The organism is Pseudomonas parafulva NBRC 16636 = DSM 17004 (assembly GCF_000730645.1).
Classification (GTDB): domain Bacteria; phylum Pseudomonadota; class Gammaproteobacteria; order Pseudomonadales; family Pseudomonadaceae; genus Aquipseudomonas; species Aquipseudomonas parafulva.
This window is the reverse complement of record NZ_BBIU01000023.1, coordinates 42,009-62,404: the sequence shown is the minus strand read 5'-3', so window position 1 is coordinate 62,404 and position 20,396 is coordinate 42,009. Positions and strand designations below refer to the sequence as shown.

The 20,396-nt window shown below is 64.7% G+C and carries 18 protein-coding genes; 6 read left to right on the top strand and 12 right to left on the bottom strand.

The genetic code is table 11. From position 1 onward, the window contains the following. Positions 1-41: 41 nt before the first annotated feature. The 12 genes from phaC to gshB all read right to left on the bottom strand — a co-directional run bounded on the left by phaC (position 42) and on the right by gshB (position 11,232). Positions 42-1,721, bottom strand: coding sequence for a class II poly(R)-hydroxyalkanoic acid synthase (gene phaC / locus PPA02S_RS15435; protein WP_028631935.1), 1,680 nt, complete (start codon positions 1,719-1,721; stop codon positions 42-44). A gap of 268 nt (positions 1,722-1,989) precedes the next feature. Next, on the bottom strand, positions 1,990-2,367 hold the full coding sequence (locus PPA02S_RS15430; protein ID WP_028631934.1) for a gamma-butyrobetaine hydroxylase family protein: 378 nt from the start codon (positions 2,365-2,367) through the stop codon (positions 1,990-1,992). 147 nt (positions 2,368-2,514) lie between these two features. Next, the gene (gene hslU / locus PPA02S_RS15425; protein WP_028631933.1) at positions 2,515-3,858 is read right to left on the bottom strand and encodes an ATP-dependent protease ATPase subunit HslU; all 1,344 of its coding nucleotides are present in this window, start codon (positions 3,856-3,858) and stop codon (positions 2,515-2,517) included. A 76-nt stretch (positions 3,859-3,934) separates the two neighbouring features. Continuing rightward, entirely contained in the window at positions 3,935-4,465 is a 531-nt protein-coding gene (gene hslV / locus PPA02S_RS15420) for an ATP-dependent protease subunit HslV (RefSeq protein ID WP_023533032.1), read from the bottom strand. A gap of 161 nt (positions 4,466-4,626) precedes the next feature. Continuing rightward, the gene (locus tag PPA02S_RS15415) at positions 4,627-5,898 is read right to left on the bottom strand and encodes a dihydroorotase (RefSeq protein WP_028631932.1); all 1,272 of its coding nucleotides are present in this window, start codon (positions 5,896-5,898) and stop codon (positions 4,627-4,629) included. After that, positions 5,895-6,899: an aspartate carbamoyltransferase catalytic subunit gene (locus PPA02S_RS15410; RefSeq protein WP_028631931.1), complete on the bottom strand. Its 1,005-nt coding sequence runs from the start codon at positions 6,897-6,899 to the stop codon at positions 5,895-5,897. Before PPA02S_RS15410 ends, PPA02S_RS15415 begins: the two co-directional genes overlap by 4 nt. 12 nt (positions 6,900-6,911) lie before the next feature. Next, the gene (pyrR, locus tag PPA02S_RS15405; RefSeq protein ID WP_028631930.1) at positions 6,912-7,430 is read right to left on the bottom strand and encodes a bifunctional pyr operon transcriptional regulator/uracil phosphoribosyltransferase PyrR; all 519 of its coding nucleotides are present in this window, start codon (positions 7,428-7,430) and stop codon (positions 6,912-6,914) included. Positions 7,431-7,480: 50 nt separating this feature from the next. Then, complete coding sequence (ruvX, locus tag PPA02S_RS15400) at positions 7,481-7,918, bottom strand: Holliday junction resolvase RuvX (protein WP_028631929.1); 438 nt, start codon at positions 7,916-7,918, stop codon at positions 7,481-7,483. Next, positions 7,918-8,487, bottom strand: coding sequence for a YqgE/AlgH family protein (locus tag PPA02S_RS15395; protein ID WP_028631928.1), 570 nt, complete (start codon positions 8,485-8,487; stop codon positions 7,918-7,920). The genes ruvX and PPA02S_RS15395 overlap by 1 nt, the downstream gene beginning before the upstream one ends. A 95-nt stretch (positions 8,488-8,582) precedes the next feature. Then, a complete protein-coding gene (locus PPA02S_RS15390; protein ID WP_028631927.1) occupies positions 8,583-9,164 on the bottom strand; it encodes a hypothetical protein in 582 nt (193 codons plus the stop codon). Between the two features lie 101 nt (positions 9,165-9,265). Further along, positions 9,266-10,168, bottom strand: coding sequence for an energy transducer TonB (locus PPA02S_RS15385; RefSeq protein ID WP_028631926.1), 903 nt, complete (start codon positions 10,166-10,168; stop codon positions 9,266-9,268). Between the two features lie 110 nt (positions 10,169-10,278). Then, the gene (gene gshB, locus PPA02S_RS15380; protein WP_028631925.1) at positions 10,279-11,232 is read right to left on the bottom strand and encodes a glutathione synthase; all 954 of its coding nucleotides are present in this window, start codon (positions 11,230-11,232) and stop codon (positions 10,279-10,281) included. A 239-nt stretch (positions 11,233-11,471) separates the two neighbouring features. Here gshB and PPA02S_RS15375 point away from each other — a divergent pair, with 239 nt between their 5' ends. From PPA02S_RS15375 to PPA02S_RS15350, 6 genes are read left to right on the top strand one after another with little or no spacing between them, the layout of a single operon-like run. Then, complete coding sequence (locus PPA02S_RS15375; RefSeq protein ID WP_028631924.1) at positions 11,472-11,888, top strand: response regulator; 417 nt, start codon at positions 11,472-11,474, stop codon at positions 11,886-11,888. Between the two features lie 47 nt (positions 11,889-11,935). Continuing rightward, positions 11,936-12,301 (top strand): twitching motility response regulator PilH, encoded by a 366-nt coding sequence (pilH, locus tag PPA02S_RS15370; protein WP_028631923.1) that lies wholly within the window; start codon positions 11,936-11,938, stop codon positions 12,299-12,301. Further along, positions 12,298-12,852 carry a chemotaxis protein CheW gene (locus tag PPA02S_RS15365; RefSeq protein ID WP_028631922.1) on the top strand — a complete coding sequence of 185 codons (555 nt, stop codon included), beginning with the start codon at positions 12,298-12,300 and terminating at the stop codon, positions 12,850-12,852. Before pilH ends, PPA02S_RS15365 begins: the two co-directional genes overlap by 4 nt. A gap of 47 nt (positions 12,853-12,899) precedes the next feature. Continuing rightward, positions 12,900-14,921: a methyl-accepting chemotaxis protein gene (locus PPA02S_RS15360; RefSeq protein ID WP_245614716.1), complete on the top strand. Its 2,022-nt coding sequence runs from the start codon at positions 12,900-12,902 to the stop codon at positions 14,919-14,921. A gap of 14 nt (positions 14,922-14,935) precedes the next feature. After that, on the top strand, positions 14,936-19,885 hold the full coding sequence (locus tag PPA02S_RS15355; protein WP_028631920.1) for a hybrid sensor histidine kinase/response regulator: 4,950 nt from the start codon (positions 14,936-14,938) through the stop codon (positions 19,883-19,885). Then, on the top strand, positions 19,878-20,372 hold the full coding sequence (locus PPA02S_RS15350; protein ID WP_028631919.1) for a chemotaxis protein CheW: 495 nt from the start codon (positions 19,878-19,880) through the stop codon (positions 20,370-20,372). The genes PPA02S_RS15355 and PPA02S_RS15350 overlap by 8 nt, the downstream gene beginning before the upstream one ends. The last annotated feature ends 24 nt before the right edge of the window (positions 20,373-20,396 follow it).

The following is a 20,396-nucleotide window of genomic DNA, read 5'->3' as shown; positions in this document are numbered from 1 at the left end:
GGAGACACCGTGGCGCCATGCAGCGCGCCACGGGCAATGGCTCAGCGTTCGTGAACGTAGGTACCGGGGGCGGCCTCGCCGGCTGGGTAGGTGCGGTTGCCCAGGCGGGTGGGGGCCTTTTTCAGCTCGCCGGCCCGTTCGGCCAGCCAGCCCTGCCAGTACAGCCACCAGGAGTCGGCATGCTTGATGGCGTTCTCTTGCCAGGCCACCGGGTCGCCGGGGCGGTCGTCCCCGGTCATGAAGCGCGCCTTGGGGTTGCCCGGCGGGTTGAGAATGCTCTGGATATGCCCGCTGTTGGACAGCACGAACGCTACCTTGCCGCCGAACAGGTGCGCCGAGCGGTAGCACGACTGCCAGGGGGTGATGTGGTCGGCGGTGCCAGCCACGCTGAAGATGTCGCACTGCACCTGCTTGAGGTCGATGGCCGTGCCGCAGACTTCCAGGCCACCGGGGCGGGTCAGCGGGTTGTTCTTGAACATCTCGATCAGGTCACCATGAAAGCCTGCCGGCAGGCGCGTGGTGTCGTTGTTCCAGAACAGGATGTCGAAGACCGGAGGCTCGTTGCCCAGCAGGTAGTTGTTGACCCAGTAATTCCAGATCAGGTCGTTGGGGCGCATCCAGGCGAACACCTTGGCCATGTCGCTGCCTTCCAGCACGCCGGCCTGGTAGGAGTGGCGCTTGGCAGCCTCCAGGGTCTGCTCGTCGACGAACAACGCCACCTGGGTATCGACGGTGGTGTCGAGCACGCTCACCAGCAGCGTCAGGGCGTTGACCTTGTGCTCGCCCAGGGCGGCGTAATGGCCCAGCAGGGCTGTACAGGTAATGCCACCAGAGCAGGCACCGAGCATGTTCAGGTCCTTGCTACCGGTGATGGCCAGCACCGCATCGACGGCTTCCTTGAGCGCATCGACGTAGGTGGACAAGCCCCATTCGCGCTGGGCTTTGGTCGGGTTGCGCCAGCTGATGATGAAGGTCTGCTGTTGCGAGCGCAGGCAGAACCGCGCCAGGCTTTTTTCCGGGCTCAGGTCGAACACATAGAACTTGTTGATTTGGGGAGGCACCACCAGCAAGGGCCGCGCATGCACCTGTTCGGTGATGGGGCTGTACTGGATCAGCTCGAGTACATCATTGCGGTACACCACGGCGCCTTCGCTGGTGCCCAGGTTCTTGCCCACCTCGAAGGCCTTCATGTTCACCTGGCTGGGCATGCCGCCGTTATGCACCACGTCGCGGGCAAGGTTCGACAGCCCATCGAGCAGGCTCTTGCCGCCGGTTTCGAAGAAGCGCTTGAGCGCAGCTGGGTTGGACAGGGTGTTGGTAGGGGCCATGGCTTCGGTCATCAGGTTGATGACGAACTGCCCTCGGCTGATGTCTTGGGGCGACAGGTCGCTGCTGGCGATCCAGTCTTGCAGCTCGCTGCGCCAGGCCAGGTAGGTTTGCAGGTAGCGGCGGTACAGCGGGTTCTGGCTCCATGCCGGGTCGTTGAAGCGGCGATCGTCCTGTTCCGGGGCCAGGCTCGATTTGCCCAGCAGCACGTTTTTCAGTTCCAGGCCGAAATGGGCCACGTGCTTGGCACTGTGCAGCGGTTGGCGTATGGCCTGGCGCAGCACAGTGCGCGCCGAGCTCAGTAGGTCCTTGCGCCGGATGCCGATCACCGGGTTCAGGCCAAGGGTGTTTTCCGAGGCCTGCCGCTGCAGATCATCATTGTTCTTGCTACTCATCTACGACGCTCCGTTGTCCTGAGACGAGTACCGCTGCTGTAGGGCAAGCACAGCCCTGAGCCCGGTACGCCTGCTCGGGTAACCAGTGATAAGGATCAGCGGTGCTGCAAGCATTCTGCTTGCCGGCAGGGGGTGTGCAGGTAAATGGCCACCTACATTGGTTACCCCAGTTTCATGTAATGCGCAAGACAGCCCTGCACAGGGCGGCCTGCACTACAGTCAAGCAGACGAGGAGGGAGGGTGCGCAGAAAAGGCTGGGAGGCGCAGCCTAGAGCATGATCTTGACCACGGACTCGGCGGGGTCGCGGGACTTGCCGGCCCTGTGCAGTTCGTCGAGGTACTCGGCCCACAGCGCTTGCTGGCGCAGGCACAGTTGCTCCAGGTATTCCCAGGTGAACAGGCCGCTGTCGTGGCCGTCGTCGAAGGTGAGCTTCAGGGCATACTGCCCGGCAGGCTCCAGGCCACTGAGGCCGACATTGATCTTGCCAAATTGCAGGATAGGATTGCCATGCCCCTGCACCTCGGCCGAAGGCGAGTGCACGCGCAAAAACTCGGCAGGCAGGTGGTACACCTCGTCAGGCCCGTAGGTAAGGCTGAGGGTTTTCGAGGCTTTATGCAGGTTGATGGCGGTAGGCATGCGAGCCATAACATCCTCTTTTTGAGCTTCAAGTGGCAAGCTTCAAGCTTCAAGCTTCGAGCCGTGATATTCAAGCCATCCGTTATCGACCTGAAGAAAACAGCCGCTGCAAGCGACGCATCTCAGCTTGTCGCTTGCAGCTAACCACTTGCAGCTTTAGAGGATGTAGCGGGAGAGGTCTTCGTTTTGGGCCAGTTCGCCCAGGTGGCCGTTCACGTAGGCGGCATCGATCAGGATCGGCGCTTCGTCATGGGTGCTGGCCAGGTCGCCTGCGCTGAACGAAACTTCCTCCAGCAGGCGCTCGAGCAGGGTATGCAGGCGGCGGGCACCGATGTTTTCGGTCTTTTCATTGACCTGGTAGGCGATCTCGGCCAGGCGCTTGATGCCGTCGGCCACGAACTCGATGTTCAGCCCCTCGGTCTTGAGCAGCGCCTGGTACTGCTCGGTCAGCGAGGCGTGTGGTTCGCGCAGGATGCGTTCGAAGTCTTCCGGGGTCAGCGCCTTGAGCTCCACACGGATCGGCAGGCGGCCTTGCAGCTCCGGCACCAGGTCGCTCGGCTTGCTCAGGTGGAACGCGCCCGAGGCGATGAACAGGATATGGTCAGTCTTGACCATGCCCAGCTTGGTATTGACCGTGCAGCCTTCGATCAGCGGCAGCAGGTCGCGCTGCACGCCCTCGCGGGATACATCAGCACCGCCTACGTTGCCACGCTTGGCCACTTTGTCGATTTCGTCGATGAACACGATGCCGTGCTGTTCGACAGCTTCCAGGGCCTTGGCCTTGAGCTCTTCTTCGTTGACCAGGCGGCCCGCTTCTTCGTCGCGGACCATTTTCAGCGCCTCTTTCACCTTCAGCTTGCGGGTCTTGCGCTTGCCTTTGCCCATATTGGCAAACAGGCTCTGCAGCTGATTGGTCATTTCTTCCATGCCGGGTGGTGCAGCAATTTCGACACCGACGGCGTCAGCCACTTCGATCTCGATTTCCTTGTCGTCCAGCTGGCCTTCGCGCAGGCGCTTGCGGAACAGCTGGCGGGTGTTGGAATCGTTGCTGGTCTGTGCGGCTTCCTCGCTGAAGCTGCCAGGGCGTGCCTGCGGCAGCAAGACATCGAGAATGCGGTCTTCGGCGGCGTCTTCGGCACGGTGGCGTACGCGAATGATCTCCTGCTCGCGCAGCATTTTCAGCGCGGCATCGGCCAGGTCACGGATGATGGACTCCACGTCGCGGCCAACGTAGCCCACTTCGGTGAACTTGGTGGCTTCGACCTTGATGAACGGCGCATTGGCCAGCTTGGCCAGGCGACGGGCGATTTCGGTTTTGCCGACACCGGTTGGGCCAATCATCAGGATGTTCTTGGGCGTTACCTCGGCGCGCAGCTCGGCAGGCAGTTGCATGCGCCGCCAGCGGTTGCGCAGGGCAATGGCCACGGCGCGCTTGGCGTCGTCCTGGCCGATGATGTGGCGGTTGAGTTCGTGGACGATTTCGCGGGGGGTCATGGACATGATGGGTACGGTCCTCGGGCGAGTGGGATCAGCGTGGAAAAGCCCTGCCACCGGGGCAGGGCGCCAGAACAGCTGATCACTCGGCCAGGTCCTGCTCCTCGATGGTCAGGTTGTGGTTGGTGAACACGCAGATGTCACCGGCGATATTCAAGGCGGTCTCGGCGATTTCACGGGCCGAGAGGTCGGTCTTGTTCAGCAGGGCGCGGGCTGCAGCCTGGGCGTAGGCACCGCCGGAACCCATGGCGATCAGGCCATCCTCGGGCTCGACCACGTCACCGTTGCCGGTGATGATCAGCGAGGCGTCCTTGTTGGCCACAGCCAGCATGGCTTCCAGGCGGCTCAACGAGCGGTCGGTACGCCATTCCTTGGCCAGCTCGACGGCGGCGCGTATCAGGTGGCCCTGGTGTTTTTCCAGCTGGCCTTCGAAACGCTCGAACAGGGTGAAGGCATCGGCGGTGGCACCGGCGAAACCTGCGATGACCTGGCCGTGGTACAGGCGGCGCACCTTCTTGGCGTTGCCTTTCATCACGGTATTGCCGAGCGATACCTGGCCGTCGCCGCCCATGACGACTTTGCCATTACGGCGAACAGAAACGATGGTGGTCAAGGGAGAGTCTCCACGCAGCGGGGCGAAAGTGCCTGATGCAGACTCATATGGGGGTGGGTTGGCTGAGCTTCAAGCTTTAAGCGGCAAGCGGCAAGAAAAAGCGGTTCGGCGCCGTGCCGGCTTTTTCTTGCAGCTTGCAGCTTGCAGCTTGCGGCTGCTGGTCAGGCTTCGTGGCAGATATGGCCGTCGACCAACGTGTAACGCACCGCGCCTGGCAGGCAGTGGCCGATGAACGGGCAGTTCTGGCCACGGGAGTACCACTGCTCACCTGCCAAGGTGGAGGCTTGCGGGTCGAACAGCACCAGGTCGGCTGCAGCCCCAACCTGCAACTGCCCGGCCGGCAGGCGCATGGCCGCCGCCGGGCCGCTGCTCAGGCGCGCCAGCAGGGTCGGCAGGTCGAGCAGGCCGTCCTGCACCAGGGTCATGGCCAGCGGCAGCAACAGCTCTACGCTGCTGATGCCGGGCTCTGTGGCACCGAACGGCGCCAGCTTGGCATCGCGCTCATGGGGCTGGTGATGGCTGGAAATCGCCTGGATCACCCCGGCCTTTACCGCCTCGCGCAGGCCATCGCGGTCGGCAGCGGTGCGCAGCGGTGGCTGCACGTGGTAGAGGCTGGAAAACTCACGCAGCGATTCGTCGGTGAGGATCAGCTGGTAAAGCGCCACATCGGCGGTCACCGGCAACCCCAGGCCTTGAGCCTGGGCGATCAGGCGTGCGCCACGGGCGCTGGTGATCTGGGTGAAGTGGGCACGCACACCGGTCTGCTCCACCAGCAGCAGGTTGCGCGCCAGGGCCACGGTTTCGGCGGTTTCCGGGATGCCCGGCAAGCCAAGGAAACTGGCCATGGCGCCTTCGTGGGCCAGCCCGCCCTGGGCCAGGTCGCGGTCCTGGGAGTGGAACACCACGGTCAGGTCGAACGTGGCAGCATATTCCAGCGCCCGCGCCAGGGTGCGGTTGTTAGGGATTTCCTTCAGGCCGTTGCCGAACGCCACGCAGCCGGTGTCGCGCAGGGCGACGAGCTCGGCCAGTTGCTCGCCTTCCAGGCCCTTGGTCAGGGCGCCGATAGGGTACACCTTGCTGTTGGCCGCTTCCCGGGCACGGTCCAGGATCAGCTCGGTCACGGCCGAGGTATCCAGTACCGGCTTGGTTTGTGGCGGGCAGCACAGGCTGGTGACGCCGCCGGCTACGGCGGCCCGGGTTTCACTGGCGATGGTGCCCTTGCGGCTAAAGCCCGGCTCGCGCAGAGACACGCCCAGGTCGACAAGGCCCGGTGCGGCGACCAGGCCATCGGCCTGGATCGTGCGGCTGGCGCTGAAGCCGGCCGGTGCTGTGCCAATGGCGGCGATGCGGCCACCGTCCAGGTGCAGGTCGGTGACCTGGTCCAGGCCACTGACAGGGTCGATAACCCGTGCGCCGAGAATGCTGAGGGTCACTGGGCGTTCTCCTGGTCGTATTGACGTTGGGCGTTTTGCCCGCTCATTGCCATGGACAGCACGGCCATGCGCACGGCGATGCCGTAGGTAACCTGGTTGAGAATCACCGAATGCTTGCCGTCGGCCACTGCCGACTCGATCTCCACGCCACGGTTGATCGGCCCGGGGTGCATGACGATGGCGTCGGGTTTGGCGCTGGCCAGCCGTGCGGTGGTCAGGCCGAACAGGCGGTAGAACTCGCCTTCGCTGGGCAGCAGGCCGCCGGCCATGCGCTCACGCTGCAGGCGCAGCATGATCACCACGTCCACATCCTTCAGGCCTTCGGCGAGGTCGGTATAAACCTTGACGCCGTACTGCTCGATGCCGATGGGGATCAGGGTTTTCGGGCCGATCACGCGGATGTCCGGGCAACCCAGCGCCTTCAGCGCCAGCATGTCGGAGCGGGCCACGCGTGAGTGCAGGATGTCGCCGACGATGGCCACCGACAGGTTCTCGAAGCTGCCCTTGTGCCGACGGATGGTGAGCATGTCGAGCATGCCCTGGGTCGGGTGCGCATGGCGACCGTCGCCACCGTTGATCACGGCAACTTCCGGGCACACGTGTTCGGCGATGAAGTGCGCAGCGCCAGAGTCGGAATGGCGCACCACGAACATGTCGGCGGCCATGGCCTCCAGGTTGCGCAAGGTGTCGAACAGGGTTTCGCCCTTGCTGGTCGAGGAGGTCGACACGTTCAGGCTGATCACGTCGGCCGACAGGCGCTGGGCCGCCAGTTCGAAGGTGGTGCGGGTACGGGTGGAGTTTTCGAAGAACACGTTGCACACGGTCTTGCCGCGCAGCAGCGGGACTTTTTTCACCGCCCGGGCGCCCACTTCGAGGAAGGAGTCGGCGGTGTCGAGGATTTCGGTGAGCAGTTCGCGGGGCAAACCGTCGAGCGAGAGAAAGTGGCGCAGCTGGCCCTGGTCATTGAGCTGCAGCGGGCGCTTGGCGTCGATTGGCGTCATCGCGGGGGACTCTTAAAGGGCGGAAGCGGGGGCGAGGTCCTGGCGCTCGAGGGCGAGCGGTGCGGGTCCGGACAATTTTACCCGTTCATGGGCCGCCAGTGACAGGGTGGCACCCAGCACATTAGGGCGAATGGGCAACTCGCCGGCATCCAGGTCCAGCAGGCAGACCAGGGTAACGCTGGCCGGGCGGCCGTAGTCGAACAGTTCGTTCAGGGCGGCGCGGATGGTACGGCCGCTCATCAGCACGTCATCCACCAGCACCAGGTGCTGGCCCTCGACCTCGAACGGCAGCTCGGAGGGGCGCACCTGCGGGTGCAGGCCGTTCTGGCTGAAATCATCGCGGTAGAACGAAACGTCCAGGGCACCCATGGGGCTGGCGTCGCCCATGGCTTCCTGCAGGGCTTGGGCAACCCAGACGCCGCCCGTACGGATACCGATATAGCGCGGCTCGGTGATGCCGCGGCGTGCCAGATGGGCACGCAGGTCGACCGCCATCTGCCGAATCAGCGCGGCGGGATCGGGTAGGCTCATAACAGGCTCCTCGCAAGGGTGCGCCGGTGGGTGGCCGGCAGCAGAAGTGATCAGGTATTGGCCTCCAGCCAGCCCTGCAGCAGCAGCGCAGCGGCAATGGCATCGACCGGGTTGTCGCGGTAGCTGCCGCGCTGGCCGCCCCGGGCCATGCGTTCACCTTTGGCCTCGAAGGTGGTCAGGCGCTCGTCGTGGGTATGCACGGGCAGGTTGAAACGGCCATTGAGGCGGCGGGCGAATTTTTCGGCGCGGGCGCTCATTTCGCTGGGGGTGCCGTCCATGTTCAGGGGCAGGCCGACGACGATGGCATCAGGTTTCCACTCAGCGATCAGGCGTTCTACCTGCGCCCAGTCCGGCACACCATTCTGCGCTTTCAGGGTGCACAGTTCGCGGGCCTGGCCGGTAACGACCTGGCCCACTGCAACGCCAATCTGCTTGCTGCCGTAGTCGAAACCAAGCAGCAGGCGGGGTTCGGCAGGCTGCTCGGCCATCAGGCGTGCCCCGCCTGGCTGGTGAGCAGGTGCAGGTTGATGCCCAGGCTTGCAGCGGCCGCTTCGAGGCGCAGGTCGCTGGCCAGGCCAAAGATGATTTCCGGGTCGAACGGGCAGTTGAGCCAGGCGTTGTCGGCCAGCTCGGCCTCCAGTTGGCCTGCTTCCCAGCCGGCGTACCCCAGGGTGATCAGGCTTTTTTGCGGGCCCACGCCCTCGGCGATGGCAAACAGCACGTCCTGGGAGGTGGACAACGACACGCCCTCCAGCTCGACAGTGGCCTGGTAGGTGCACTCGCTGGTGTGCAGCACGAACCCACGGTCGGTCTGCACCGGCCCGCCTTGGTAAATGGGTACCTGCAGGGTGCTGGCTGCGGGCACTTCATCCGGGCGCAACTGCTCGAGGATGTCGGCCAGGTTCAGCTCCTGCGGCCGGTTCACCACAAGCCCCATGGCGCCATGGGCGTTGTGCTCGACGATGTACGTGAGGGTCTGGGCGAAGTTCGGGTCGGCCATGTGCGGCATGGCGATCAGGAACTGGTGCTTGAGGTAGCTCGGCGTGAGGGTCTTCATGGGGGGGTAGTGTGGCGCCAGGCAGCGAGGCTGGCAAGGTGCTGCCGTGAAGAGGCAGCACCTGGTTTCGACCTGCGCATCCCTGCAATCATCCGTCAATAAATCAATTTACCCTCCGCGTTCAGGTCAATTGACACCTTTTCTTTGGAGGGGTGACCCACCAAGTCGAAAGTCGCGGAAACCTTGATGATTTTTTTACGGCTGCCACCAATGTTGTCTTCGCTGGGTTCAAACTTTACGTTGGCGCTGCCTTGCTGCGCTTGATCGAAGTACACGATCGCGAAGCCGTACTTCTCTCGAAACCACTGGCCCCAGCCGAGCGCTACCATGATGTCTGCGTTGGGCGAAGTGGTGACGTCAGCACGCCCTGATCGAAGGTTACGGAAAAGTATTTGCAATGCTGGGAAATCACCTTCTTTGTTGACAGGCAAATGGTCATCGTAGACACAGGTAAGCAGTGCCGTTCTATCGGCTGCTAACGCATGAAATGCGCCTTTGACAGACGTGTACTGGATTATTTCATCGCCTCGCTTCACGTGAACCTGTGTGTTTACGGTCGTCGTGAGTATATCGGCGCTGAGGGAGTGGCCTTCGGCTTTTGATAAATCTTCCCATAAGCTGTGCGCTTTTTTTTGGAATTGCTCTTCGAATTGCGCTTGGGGTGATGGGCTGTTCATGGCGTGTAATTCCTCGCGGTTGGATGTACCGCAATTGCACGTCGCTTTCGCTGCAGTCACAACTGGCAAAACTGCTAGATAATCTGCGCCTGGTTCAGGCATCAGTTGCTGGAAAGCCGGTCCCCACGGGCAAAGCGCCAGGTGCGGATGATCTCCAGCCGGTCGTATTCAGCCAGGTCCCCGGTAAACGGCGCAAACGGTGCCGCCAGGCGCACGATGCGCTGCGCTGCCTGATCAAGCACGGGCTGCCCGGACGATTCAAGCACCAGCACCTCGTACAGCGAGCCGTCGCGGTTGATCGAAACCATCATGCGCAGGTTGCCGTAGATCTGCTGCCGACGCGCTTCGTCGGGGTAGTTGAGGTTGCCCACCCGTTCCACCTTCTTGCGCCACTCCTCCTTGTACCAGGCGCCCTTGTCGCGCATGGTGGAGGCAGCATTGAGCCGGTGAATGCGCGGGCGTTTGGCATACAGCTGCTGTTCGTTGGCAAGCTCCGCCTCCAGGCTGGCGATCTGGCTGGACAACTGCGAACTGTCGAACGCTGGAGCCGGCGCTGCCTTGGGCTGGGGTTTGCTTTCCTTGGGCTTGGGCTCGACCTTCTGCGGCTTGGCGGCCTTGGTGGCCACCGCAGATTTTTGCGGCTTGGGCGGTGGCGCCACGTCCGGCCTGGCGGCCGGGGGCGGGGTGATCTTGTTGATCTTGCTGTCCTGGAAAGGTGCAAGTTCGGTGGTCTTGGGCACCGCTTTCTTGTCCAGCGTACCGCTGCCCTGCTGGTTGTCCTGGGCCTGGAAATCCGCCTTTTGCGGCGGCTTTTCGCTTTTGAAGGTGGCCAGGGTGATATCCATGGTGTGGCTGACCTGGGCGGGCTTGACCACGCTGAAACCCACGCCAAGGATCAACGCCAGGTGCACGAGCGCAGCCAGGAACAGGGTAAAGCCCAGGCGGTCCACCGGGCGTACGCGCGGCGGCAGCAGGTCGGCAGGGATGTCAGCGGGCAGCGTCATCGGTTATCCACGGTCAGCGTCAAGCTTGAGCCACGCCTGTGCAGGTGAGTGGCTCCCGGCGAGCGGCTGCGCATCATACCGCACTCGGCGCTTGTACTTCGTGCCCGCGGTCAGCGGGCCTTGAGCTGGCGATCAATGGCGTCCATCAGCTGGCCGCCGATGTCGGTGTTGTAGGCCGCGTCGATTTCGCGAATGCAGGTAGGGCTGGTGACGTTGATTTCGGTGAGCGAGTCGCCAATCACGTCCAGGCCCACGAACAGCAGGCCCTTTTCACGCAGCACCGGGCCCACCTGGGCCGCGATCCAGCGGTCGCGCTCGGTCAGCGGGCGCGCCTCGCCACGCCCGCCCGCAGCCAGGTTCCCCCGGGTTTCGCCACTGGCCGGGATGCGTGCCAGGCAATAAGGCACCGGCTCGCCATCGATCATCAGGATGCGCTTGTCGCCATCGACGATCTGCGGCAGGTAGGCCTGCGCCATGATCTGCTGGGCACCGTGCTGGGTCAGGGTTTCGAGGATCACCGACAGGTTCGGGTCGCCCTGGCGGTGGCGGAACACCGAAGCGCCGCCCATGCCATCGAGCGGTTTGAGGATCACGTCGCCATGGGTGGCGGCGAACTGACGCAGAATGTCGGCGCGCCGGCTTACCAGGGTTGGCGCCATGCACTGCGGGAACTGGGTGGCGAACAGCTTCTCGTTGCAGTCGCGCAGGCTCTGCGGGCGGTTGACCACCAGCACGCCTTCACGCTCGGCCTGCTCCAGCAGGTAGGTGCTGTAGACGAACTCCATGTCGAAGGGCGGGTCCTTGCGCATCAGGATCACGTCCAGGTCGGCCAGGGCGCTGTCCTGCTCTTCGCCCAGCTCGAACCAGCGGGACGGGTCGGCGAATACCTTCAGCGGGCGCATCTGCGCGCGGGCCTGGCCGGCACCCAGGTAAAGGTCGGGCTGTTCCATGTGGAACAAGCTCCAGCCGCGCGCCTGGGCAGCCAGCAGCATGGCCAGCGAACTGTCCTTTTTGTAGGAGATGGACGCGATGGGGTCCATGACAATGCCGAGGCGAACGCTCATGGGGTGGTTCCTCTTGGCGGCACGCTGCCGCGATGGATCGAAAGAAAAGTGGCTCAGGGTGGCGCTGCCGACGCCGCCGGTCAAGGGGCATGGCAGATGGAACGGGGCTGCGTACTGTGCTAAAAATGCAGCTGCAAGCCTTGGGCTACAAGCCTCAAGCGACGAGCATCCCTGCTCCGGGCCGCCATTGTCGTGGCGCACGCGTGCAACTTGCAGCTAATTCCCACGGGTAGGCGTTTATGGAACAACCCCTGAAGGTGATGGTGATCGATGATTCGCGCACGATCCGCCGCACCGCGCAGATGTTGCTCGGCGAGGTGGGCTGCGAGGTGATTACCGCCAGCGATGGTTTCGACGCCATGGCCAAGATCGTCGATCACCGGCCTGACATCATCTTCGTCGACGTGCTGATGCCACGGCTGGACGGCTACCAGACCTGCGCCGTGATCAAGCACAACAGCACCTTCAAGGACGTCCCGGTCATCTTGCTGTCGTCCCGTGACGGCCTGTTCGACAAGGCCCGCGGCCGGGTGGTCGGGTCCGATCAGTTCCTGACCAAGCCGTTCAGCAAGGACGAACTGCTCGAGGCGATCCGTGCCCACGTGCCCGGGTTCGCCGTGGAGCAACCTGCCACAGACCCACAACACGCACCCTGACCGCGCCCAGCCATGGCACGGTCTTATTTTTCTGATGGGGAGCCAGCATGGCCCGAGTTCTGATTGTCGACGACTCGCCGACAGAGATGTACCGCTTGACCGAGTGGCTTGAAAAACACGGCCACCAGGTGCTCAAGGCCAACAATGGTGCCGACGGCGTGGCCTTGGCCAGGCAGGACAAGCCCGACGCGGTGCTGATGGACATCGTCATGCCTGGCATGAACGGCTTCCAGGCGACCCGCCAGCTTAGCAAGGACCCGGTAACCCGCGACATTCCGGTGATCGTGGTGACCACCAAGGACCAGGAAACCGACCGCATCTGGGCAACCCGGCAGGGCGCCCGCGACTTCCTGATAAAACCGGTGGAAGAGGATGCGCTGATCGCCAAGCTTCAAGAAGTGCTGGGCGCTTGACCACCCGCCCGCAGGGCGCGTCGCTGACCGCCTTCGAGCTGTTGCTGGACATCGACCGGCGTTGCCGCCTGCTGGTCGCCGACCAGCCCGCCCAAGGCACCCGCCTGCAGCAATGGAGCGGCATCGGTTTTCGCATTGCCGGGCAGTGGTTCGTGGCGCCCATGGGTGAAGTGGCCGAAGTGCTGCGCGAGCCCCGCAGCAGCCGCGTGCCAGGGGTGCAGCCGTGGGTGTGTGGCGTGGCCAACCTGCGTGGCCGGCTGTTGCCGGTCATGGACCTGGGCCGCTTTCTGGGGTTGGGCCACGCTACGGCAGGCAAGCAGCGGCGCGTGCTGGTGCTGGACCATGAAGACCTGTTCGTCGGCCTGCTGGTGGACGAGGTACTCGGCCTGCAGCACTTTGCCCTGGACAGCCTGCAACTGGCGCCGCCGTTCCCCTTGGCCGAAACGGCCGCCCCCTTCGTGCAAGGGCATTTTCACCGCGCACGTGACTGGGCAATCTTCAGCCCCTTCGCCCTGGCCCAGGCGCCGGGCTTTCTCGATGTGGCGTTATAGGACGTGCGAACGTGAACAACCCAGCTACCCCGGTCACCGCCACCACCGTGACGCCCCGCACGCGCAGCATCGCGCAGATCACCGTGCTGTTCCTGATCCTGATCCTGTCGATCATCCTGCTGTTCGCCAATTTCGCCTACCTCAACACCCAGTCCAACTACGACAAGCAGTACATCGGCCATGCAGGCGAGCTGCGGGTGCTGTCCCAGCGCATTGCCAAGAATGCGACCGAAGCGGCGACCGGCAAGGCGCTGGCGTTCCGCTTGCTGTCCGACGCGCGCAACGACTTCGAGCGGCGCTGGGGCTACCTGCGCCACGGCGACAAGGCTACCGGGCTTCCGCCCGCGCCACCCCAGGTGCGCGACGAAATGGAGGCGGTGCGTGACGACTGGGAAAACCTGCGCAAGAGCACCGACACCATCCTGGCCAGCGAGCAGACCGTGCTGTCGTTGCACCAGGTGGCGGCAACGCTTGCCGAAACGGTGCCGCAGTTGCAGGTGGAGTACGAGAAGGTGGTCGAAATCCTGCTGAAAAGCGGCGCGCCTGCCAGCCAGGTTGCCGTTGCCCAGCGCCAGTTGCTGCTGGCCGAGCGCATATTGGGTTCGGTGAACACGGTGCTTGCCGGTGACGACGCTGCAGCCCAGGCGGCGGACGCGTTCGGCCGCGATGCCGGCCGCTTCGGCCAGGTGCTCGAGGGCATGCTCAAAGGCGATGCCAGCATCGATGTGACACGGGTCGAGGATGCCGATGCCCGTGCCCGCCTGGCCGATATAGCCGAGCTGTTCCAGTTCGTGGCAGGCTCGGTGGACGAAATTCTTGAAACCTCGCCTGAGCTGTTCAAGGTGCGTGAGGCTGCCGGGAATATCTTCAGCCTGTCGCAAACCCTGCTGGACGAAGCTTCGCACCTGGCCAACGGGTTCGAGAACCTGGCCAGCGGCCGTACCCTGGATACCGTTGGCGGTTATGCCCTGGGCCTGCTGGCGCTGGCGTCGATCATCCTCATCGGCTTGGTGATGGTGCGCACCACCAACCGGCAGCTGCGCGAGACGGCTGAAAAGAACGAACGCAACCAGCAGGCGATCATGCGCCTGCTGGACGAAATCGAGGAACTGGCCGACGGCGACCTCACCGTCAACGTCTCGGTAACCGAGGACTTCACCGGCGCCATTGCCGACTCGATCAACTACTCCGTGGACCAGCTGCGCGACCTGGTCGCTACCATCAACCACAGCGCGGTCCAGGTGGCAGCGGCGGTGCAGGATACCCAGAACACCGCACGGCAGTTGGCCAAGGCCTCCGAGCAGCAGGCCGAGCAGATCAGCGAAGCGTCCGAGGCAGTAGGCGACATGGTTGAATCCATCGACCGGGTGTCGGCCCATGCCTACGAGTCGGCCAAGGTCGCCGAGCGCTCGGTGGCCATCGCCAACAAGGGCAACGAGGTGGTGCACAACACCATCGACGGCATGAACAACATCCGTGAGCAGATCCAGGACACGGCCAAGCGCATCAAGCGCCTGGGTGAGTCCTCCCAGGAAATTGGCGACATCGTCAGCCTGATCGACGACATTGCCGACCAGACCAACATCCTGGCCCTCAACGCGGCCATTCAGGCTTCCCTGGCCGGCGAGGCCGGGCGCGGGTTTGCCGTGGTCGCCGACGAGGTGCAGCGCCTGGCCGAACGCTCCTCTTCGGCCACCCGGCAGATCGAGGCCCTGGTGCGCACCATTCAGGCCGACACCAACGAAGCTGTCATCTCCATGGAGCAGACCACTGCCGAGGTGGTGCGCGGTGCCCGCCTGGCCCAGGACGCCGGGGTGGCGCTGGCCGAGATCGAAGGCGTGTCGCAGAACCTCGCCGACCTTATCCACAGCATCTCCGACGCAGCCCAGTTGCAGACGTCTTCGGCCGGGCAGATATCCCATACCATGGCGGTGATCCAGCAGATTACCGCGCAAACCTCCGCAGGCTCCGGTGCGACCGCCGACAGCATCCGCCACCTGGCGCGCATGGCCAGCGAAATGCGCCGGTCGGTGTCGGGTTTCACGCTGCCACCTGCCGAGCCCCAGTGAGGATGCCCATGCCCATGTCTGGTGCTGCTGCAAGCCCGGCCCGTCACGATACGGTGGCGCTGGCCTGGGCCAAGCCTGCCCTGCTTGACTGCCTGGGGCAGGCACGCCAGGCGCTGGAACGCTTTGCCGGGGAACCCGGGGACCTGTCCATGCTGGCTTTCGTGGTGGACAACCTGCACCAGGTGCATGGCTGCCTGCACATGCTCGAACTGCCCGGTGCAACCCGCCTGGCCGAAGAGCTGGAGCTGCTCGCCAGGGCGCTTGCCGACGGCCAGGTCAGCCCACGCGGGGACTGCCTGGGTGTGTTGTTCCGCGGCCTGGAGCAACTGCCGTCGTACCTGGAGCGGCTACGGGGTGCGCGCCACGACCTGCCGTTGGTGATGATCCCGCTGCTCAACCAGCTGCGCGCCTGCCGGGGCGCAGAGCCTGTGGCCCAAGGCAGCCTGATCGACGGCGCCGCGCAGCGGTTCGCCGGGCCCGACGACCTCGCCAACCTCGACCTGTCGTTGGCTAACTGGCGCGACCAGGTGCAGGCCGGGCCGGGGCGCGATGCGCTGCGTTCGGTGGTAAGCGCGCTGTGTGACGACCTGATGCGCATCAAGGAGCGCCTGGACCAGTTCGTGCGCAGCGACCGTGAGCACAGCGAACAGCTCGACGGGTTGCTGGCGCCGCTGCGCCACGTTGCCGATACCCTGGCCGTGCTGGGCTTTCAGCAGCCTCGGCGGGTGATCATCGACCAGGTGCTGGCGTTGCAGGGCCTGGCCCAGGGCGGGCAAGCGGCGGACGACAGTGTATTGATGGATGTGGCCGGCGCGTTGCTGTATGTCGAGGCCAGCCTGAACGGCATGGTCGGGCCCCTGGAAGAAAGCGGCCACGGCGGCCTACCAGGTTCAGACTTGGCCGAGATCCGTCAGGTGGTGTTTGAAGAGTCGCTGAACGTGCTGCAGCAGGCCAAGGACCTGATCGGTGATTGCCTGGAATCGGGTTGGCCGCGGCAGCGCCTGCAGGCCTTGCCGGGGTTGCTGCAGCAGGTGCGGGGCGCCTTGGCGATGCTGATGTTGCCGGCTGCCGCCGAATTGTTCGAAGGGAGCGCCAGCTACGTGCAAGGCTGGTTGCAGCACCTGGAGGCCGAGCCCCCTGCCGACGAGCTGGCGCAGCTGGCCGATGCCCTGAGCGCTGCCGAGGGCTACCTGCAATGGCGCGTGGCCGACCCCCTGGCCGACGGCCAGCCCTTCATCGACATGGCGCGCGCCAGCCTGGCCGCCCTGGGTGTGCACTGCAAGCAAGCCCAGGATGCCCCTGTTGGCCGTGTTGACGGCGATGGCGTGGACGATGAGCTGCGCGAGGTGTTTCTTGAGGAAGCCGGTGAACTGCTGCCGGAAATCGAGCGGCACTGGCTGCGCTGGCGTGCCGACAACCAGCAGCGGCAAGCCTTGCTGGACATGCGCCGGGCGTTGCACACGCTCAAGGGCAGCGGCCGCATGGTGCATGCCGAGGCAATTGCCGAGCTGGCCTGGGGGGCCGAGCACCTGCTCAACCGCGTACTGGAAGGCCGTGGCGTGCTGGGGTCGGAAAGCCAGCTGGCGATGCAACAGGCGTTCGTTCACTTGCCGGACCTGCTGGCCGACTTTGCTGCGGGCCAGTTGCCGCAACTGACCGAGATCGAGAAGCTGGCCGGGCGCCTGCACGCCCTGGCTGAAGGCAAGGCTGCCGGGGCGGCCAAGGTCGATGGGCTGGACCCGCAGTTGCTCGAGATCTTCCGCAGCGAAGCCCAGGGCCACTTGGCCAGCATTGAAAGTTTTCTTCACAGCGCAGTGGGCCCCGAGGTGCCGGTCAGCGATGCCTTGCAGCGGGCCTTGCATACGCTCAAGGGCAGCGCTGCCATGGCCGGGGTGATGCCCGTGGCCGAGCTGGCCACGGCTTTCGACCGGCTTGTACGTGAATACAAAGGCCACCAATTGCCCCTGCAGGCCGCCGAGGTTGAATGGCTGCACGCGGCCCACGGCCTGTTTCTGCAGGCCCTGGCGCAACTGGGCAGCAGCCCCCTGGCACCCTTGCCGGGCGCTACCGCGCTGATCGAGCAGGTGGGCGTGGCGGTGGACGAACGCCTGGCTGGCGCCCAGGCCAGCTTGCCGACCACGCGGCGACGTGCCCGTGACCCGCAGGCGGTGGCCGCGTTTCTGAGCCAGGCCATGGACAGCCTGATGGATGCCGAAGCGCTGTTGTCTGGCTGGCAGCAACAGCCCGGCCAGCGAGACGGGCTCGAAACCCTGCTGGACGAAATGACCCAGCTTGGCCATGCCGCGCACCAGGCCGACCTGTGGCAGGTGGACGAGGTGTGCGAGGCGCTGCTCGACCTGTACGGCGCCGTGGAAGAGGGCAGCCTGCCGGCCGACCCGCGCTTTTTCGCCCAGGCGCATCAAGCCCACGAAGCGTTGCTCGACATGCTGGACGAACTGGCGGCCGGCCAGGACGTGGTCGCTCGCCTGGAGCTGGTGCAAAGCCTGCGTGACCTGCTGGGCGAGGGCCTGGCGCCGGATGCCACCGGCCTGGTCGGCCTGGACACGGTCACCCCGTTGCACCCGGACATGGACCTGAGCGATGCCCTCGGCCTTGGGCAGGTGCCTGCGCCGGTACTGGCTGAGCCATCGCAGTTGCCGCCTCAGGGCCCGGATAAGCCCGGCGAAGAGTTGCTCGAGGTATTTCTCGAAGAAAGCTCGGATATCGTCGAGAGTGCCGCCGCCGCACTGGCCCGCTGGCAGGCGGACCCGCGCAACAGTGCCGAGGTGGACAACCTGATGCGCGACCTGCACACCCTCAAGGGTGTTGCGCGCATGGTCGAGATCGGCCCCATCGGTGACCTGGCCCATGAACTGGAGTTTCTGTACGAGCTGCTGGCCGCAGGCCGCCTGCCACCTGGCGGGGCATTGTTCGCCCTGTTGCAAAATTGCCATGATCGCCTGGCGCAGATGCTTGACGCCGTACGCCTTGGCCAGCCGCTGCATGCCGCCACGGCACTGATCGATTACATCCGCAATTTCAGCAGTGCCGCCCTGGCCGACAACGCAGCACGCCAGGGGCCGGTTGAAGCGTTGAGCAGCGAGGGGCCCGCGCTTGCCCCGGAGCGCGCGCCGGGCGACATGGTCAAGGTCGATGCCGAGCTGCTGGACGACCTGGGCAACCTGGCCGGTGAGCACTCCGTCATTCGTGGGCGTATCGAGCAGCAAGTGAACGATGCCCAGTTCACCCTCAACGAAATGGAAACCACCCTGGAGCGTATGCGCGACCAGCTGTTGCGGCTGGATATCGAAACCCAGGGGCGTATTTCCAGCCGTCAGCAGCTTGAAAGCGACATCTATGACGACTTCGACCCACTGGAAATGGACCGCCATTCGCAGTTGCAGCAGCTGTCCCGGGCCTTGTTCGAATCCGCCTCCGACTTGCTCGACCTCAAGGAGACCATGGCCCAACGTGCCCAGGAAGCCTACGGGCTGTTGCAGCAGCAGGCGCGGGTGAACAGCCAGTTGCAGGAGGGCCTCACCGCCACCCTGATGGTGCCGTTCGAGCGCCTGGTGCCGCGCTTGCAGCGGGTGGTGCGGCAGGTGGCGAGCGAGCTGGGCAAGCATGTGGAACTGGTGGTGGGCAATGCCGAGGGCGAACTGGACCGCAGTGTGCTCGAGCGCATGGTGGCGCCGCTGGAGCACATGCTGCGCAATGCCGTGGACCACGGCCTGGAAAGCCGGGCAGCCCGTCTGGCAGCCGGCAAGCCTGAGCAGGGCACCATTCACCTGAACCTGCTGCACGAAGGCGCCGACATTGTCATCGAGATGACCGATGACGGCGCCGGCGTGCCCTTGGAAGCCGTACGGCTCAAGGCGATCAAACGTGGCCTGCTCGACCCGCAGGCACAGTTGAGCGACCACGAGATCCTGCAGTTCATCCTGCGGCCCGGTTTTTCCACCGCCGAGAAAATCACGCAGATTTCCGGGCGCGGGCTGGGCATGGATGTGGTGCACGAGGAGGTCAAGCAACTGGGTGGCTCGATGAGCATCGAATCGGCGCCGGGCAAAGGCGCGCGGTTTCTGATCCGCCTGCCGTTCACCGTGTCGATCAACCGTGCGCTGATGGTGCATTTGGGCGATGAGCAGTACGCCATCCCGCTCAACACCATCGAGGGCATCGTGCGCGTACCGCCCGCCGAGCTGGCAGCGTGCTACGAGCAAGAACCGCCACAGTATGTGTACGCCGGCCACGAGTACCAGCTGCGTTACCTGGGTGAGTTGCTGCAGGGCGGTGCACGCCCGGCCTTGCTGGGGCAGAGCGTGCCGTTGCCGGTGCTGCTGGTGCATTCCCAGGAGCAGTCGTTCGCGATCCAGGTCGACAGCCTGTCGCCCAGCCGCGAGATCGTGGTCAAGAGCCTGGGGCCGCAGTTTGCTGCGGTCGCCGGCCTTTCCGGGGCGACATTGCTGGGCGATGGCAGGGTGGTGCTGATTCTGGACCTGCTTGGCCAGTTGCGCGGCCAGCAGCGGCGCCTGGCGCGGCTGCCGGGTGGCGTACCGCAGTTGCAGTTGCTGGGCCCGGCACCGCGCAAGGCCTTGCTGGTGATGGTGGTGGATGACTCGGTGACCGTGCGCAAGGTCACCAGCCGCCTGCTCGAGCGCCATGGCATGAGTGTGATCACCGCCAAGGATGGGGTGGACGCCATGGCCCTGCTTGAAGAGCATCGCCCCGACGTGCTGCTGCTGGACATCGAAATGCCGCGCATGGACGGTTTCGAGGTGGCCACCCGCATTCGGCGTGACGAACGCATGCAACAATTGCCCATCATCATGATCACCTCGCGTACCGGCCAAAAGCACCGCGACCGTGCCATGGCCATCGGCGTCAACGAGTACCTGGGCAAGCCGTATCAGGAGTCGCTGCTGCTGCAAAGCATTGCCCACTGGAGCCAGCCCCATGCTTGAATTGATCGCCGGGCAACGCAGCAGCCTGACCGGCCTGCTGCTGACCCTGGGTGACCGCACCCTGGTGCTGCCCAACGTGGCGGTGGCAGAACTGAGCGGGCAGCGCAACCTGGTGTGCCAGCGTGGCGACCCGCCCTGGCACCTGGGCTGGGTGAACTGGCGTCAGCAGCGGCTGCCGCTGATTGGCTTCGAGGCCGCATGCGGCACCGAGACCCCATGTGGCGACCGTGCACGCGTGGTGGTGCTCAATGCTCTGGGCGACACGGGCCTGCGCTACCTGGCCTTGCTGCTGCAGGGCATCCCGCGCTCGTGCAAGCTCGACAGCCAGCTCAACTACGTGGATGTACCGTTGAGCCCGCTGGAACTGGCAGCCGTGCAGGTGGGCGACCAGGTTGCCCGGGTACCCGACCTGGTAGGGCTGGAGCGCCTGGTACGTGATGCCCAGCGCAGCGGCAAGCTAGGTCGGTCCAGTAGCCTGGATGACTGAGCGACCCGCTTGGCGCATGAAACT

Bases quoted from the DNA above. Each gene is read 5' to 3' on its own strand.
- PPA02S_RS15385 (WP_028631926.1), bottom strand. From the start codon at position 10,168: ATGACGCTGCCCGCTGACATCCCTGCCGACCTGCTGCCGCCGCGCGTA.
- hslU (WP_028631933.1), bottom strand. From the start codon at position 3,858: ATGTCCATGACCCCCCGCGAAATCGTCCACGAACTCAACCGCCACATC.
- PPA02S_RS15350 (WP_028631919.1), top strand. From the start codon at position 19,878: ATGCTTGAATTGATCGCCGGGCAACGCAGCAGCCTGACCGGCCTGCTG.
- PPA02S_RS15395 (WP_028631928.1), bottom strand. From the start codon at position 8,487: ATGAAGACCCTCACGCCGAGCTACCTCAAGCACCAGTTCCTGATCGCC.
- ruvX (WP_028631929.1), bottom strand. From the start codon at position 7,918: ATGGCCGAGCAGCCTGCCGAACCCCGCCTGCTGCTTGGTTTCGACTAC.
- PPA02S_RS15375 (WP_028631924.1), top strand. From the start codon at position 11,472: ATGGAACAACCCCTGAAGGTGATGGTGATCGATGATTCGCGCACGATC.
- gshB (WP_028631925.1), bottom strand. From the start codon at position 11,232: ATGAGCGTTCGCCTCGGCATTGTCATGGACCCCATCGCGTCCATCTCC.
- PPA02S_RS15390 (WP_028631927.1), bottom strand. From the start codon at position 9,164: ATGAACAGCCCATCACCCCAAGCGCAATTCGAAGAGCAATTCCAAAAA.
- PPA02S_RS15355 (WP_028631920.1), top strand. From the start codon at position 14,936: ATGTCTGGTGCTGCTGCAAGCCCGGCCCGTCACGATACGGTGGCGCTG.
- PPA02S_RS15430 (WP_028631934.1), bottom strand. From the start codon at position 2,367: ATGGCTCGCATGCCTACCGCCATCAACCTGCATAAAGCCTCGAAAACC.
- PPA02S_RS15410 (WP_028631931.1), bottom strand. From the start codon at position 6,899: ATGACGCCAATCGACGCCAAGCGCCCGCTGCAGCTCAATGACCAGGGC.
- phaC (WP_028631935.1), bottom strand. From the start codon at position 1,721: ATGAGTAGCAAGAACAATGATGATCTGCAGCGGCAGGCCTCGGAAAAC.
- pilH (WP_028631923.1), top strand. From the start codon at position 11,936: ATGGCCCGAGTTCTGATTGTCGACGACTCGCCGACAGAGATGTACCGC.
- pyrR (WP_028631930.1), bottom strand. From the start codon at position 7,430: ATGAGCCTACCCGATCCCGCCGCGCTGATTCGGCAGATGGCGGTCGAC.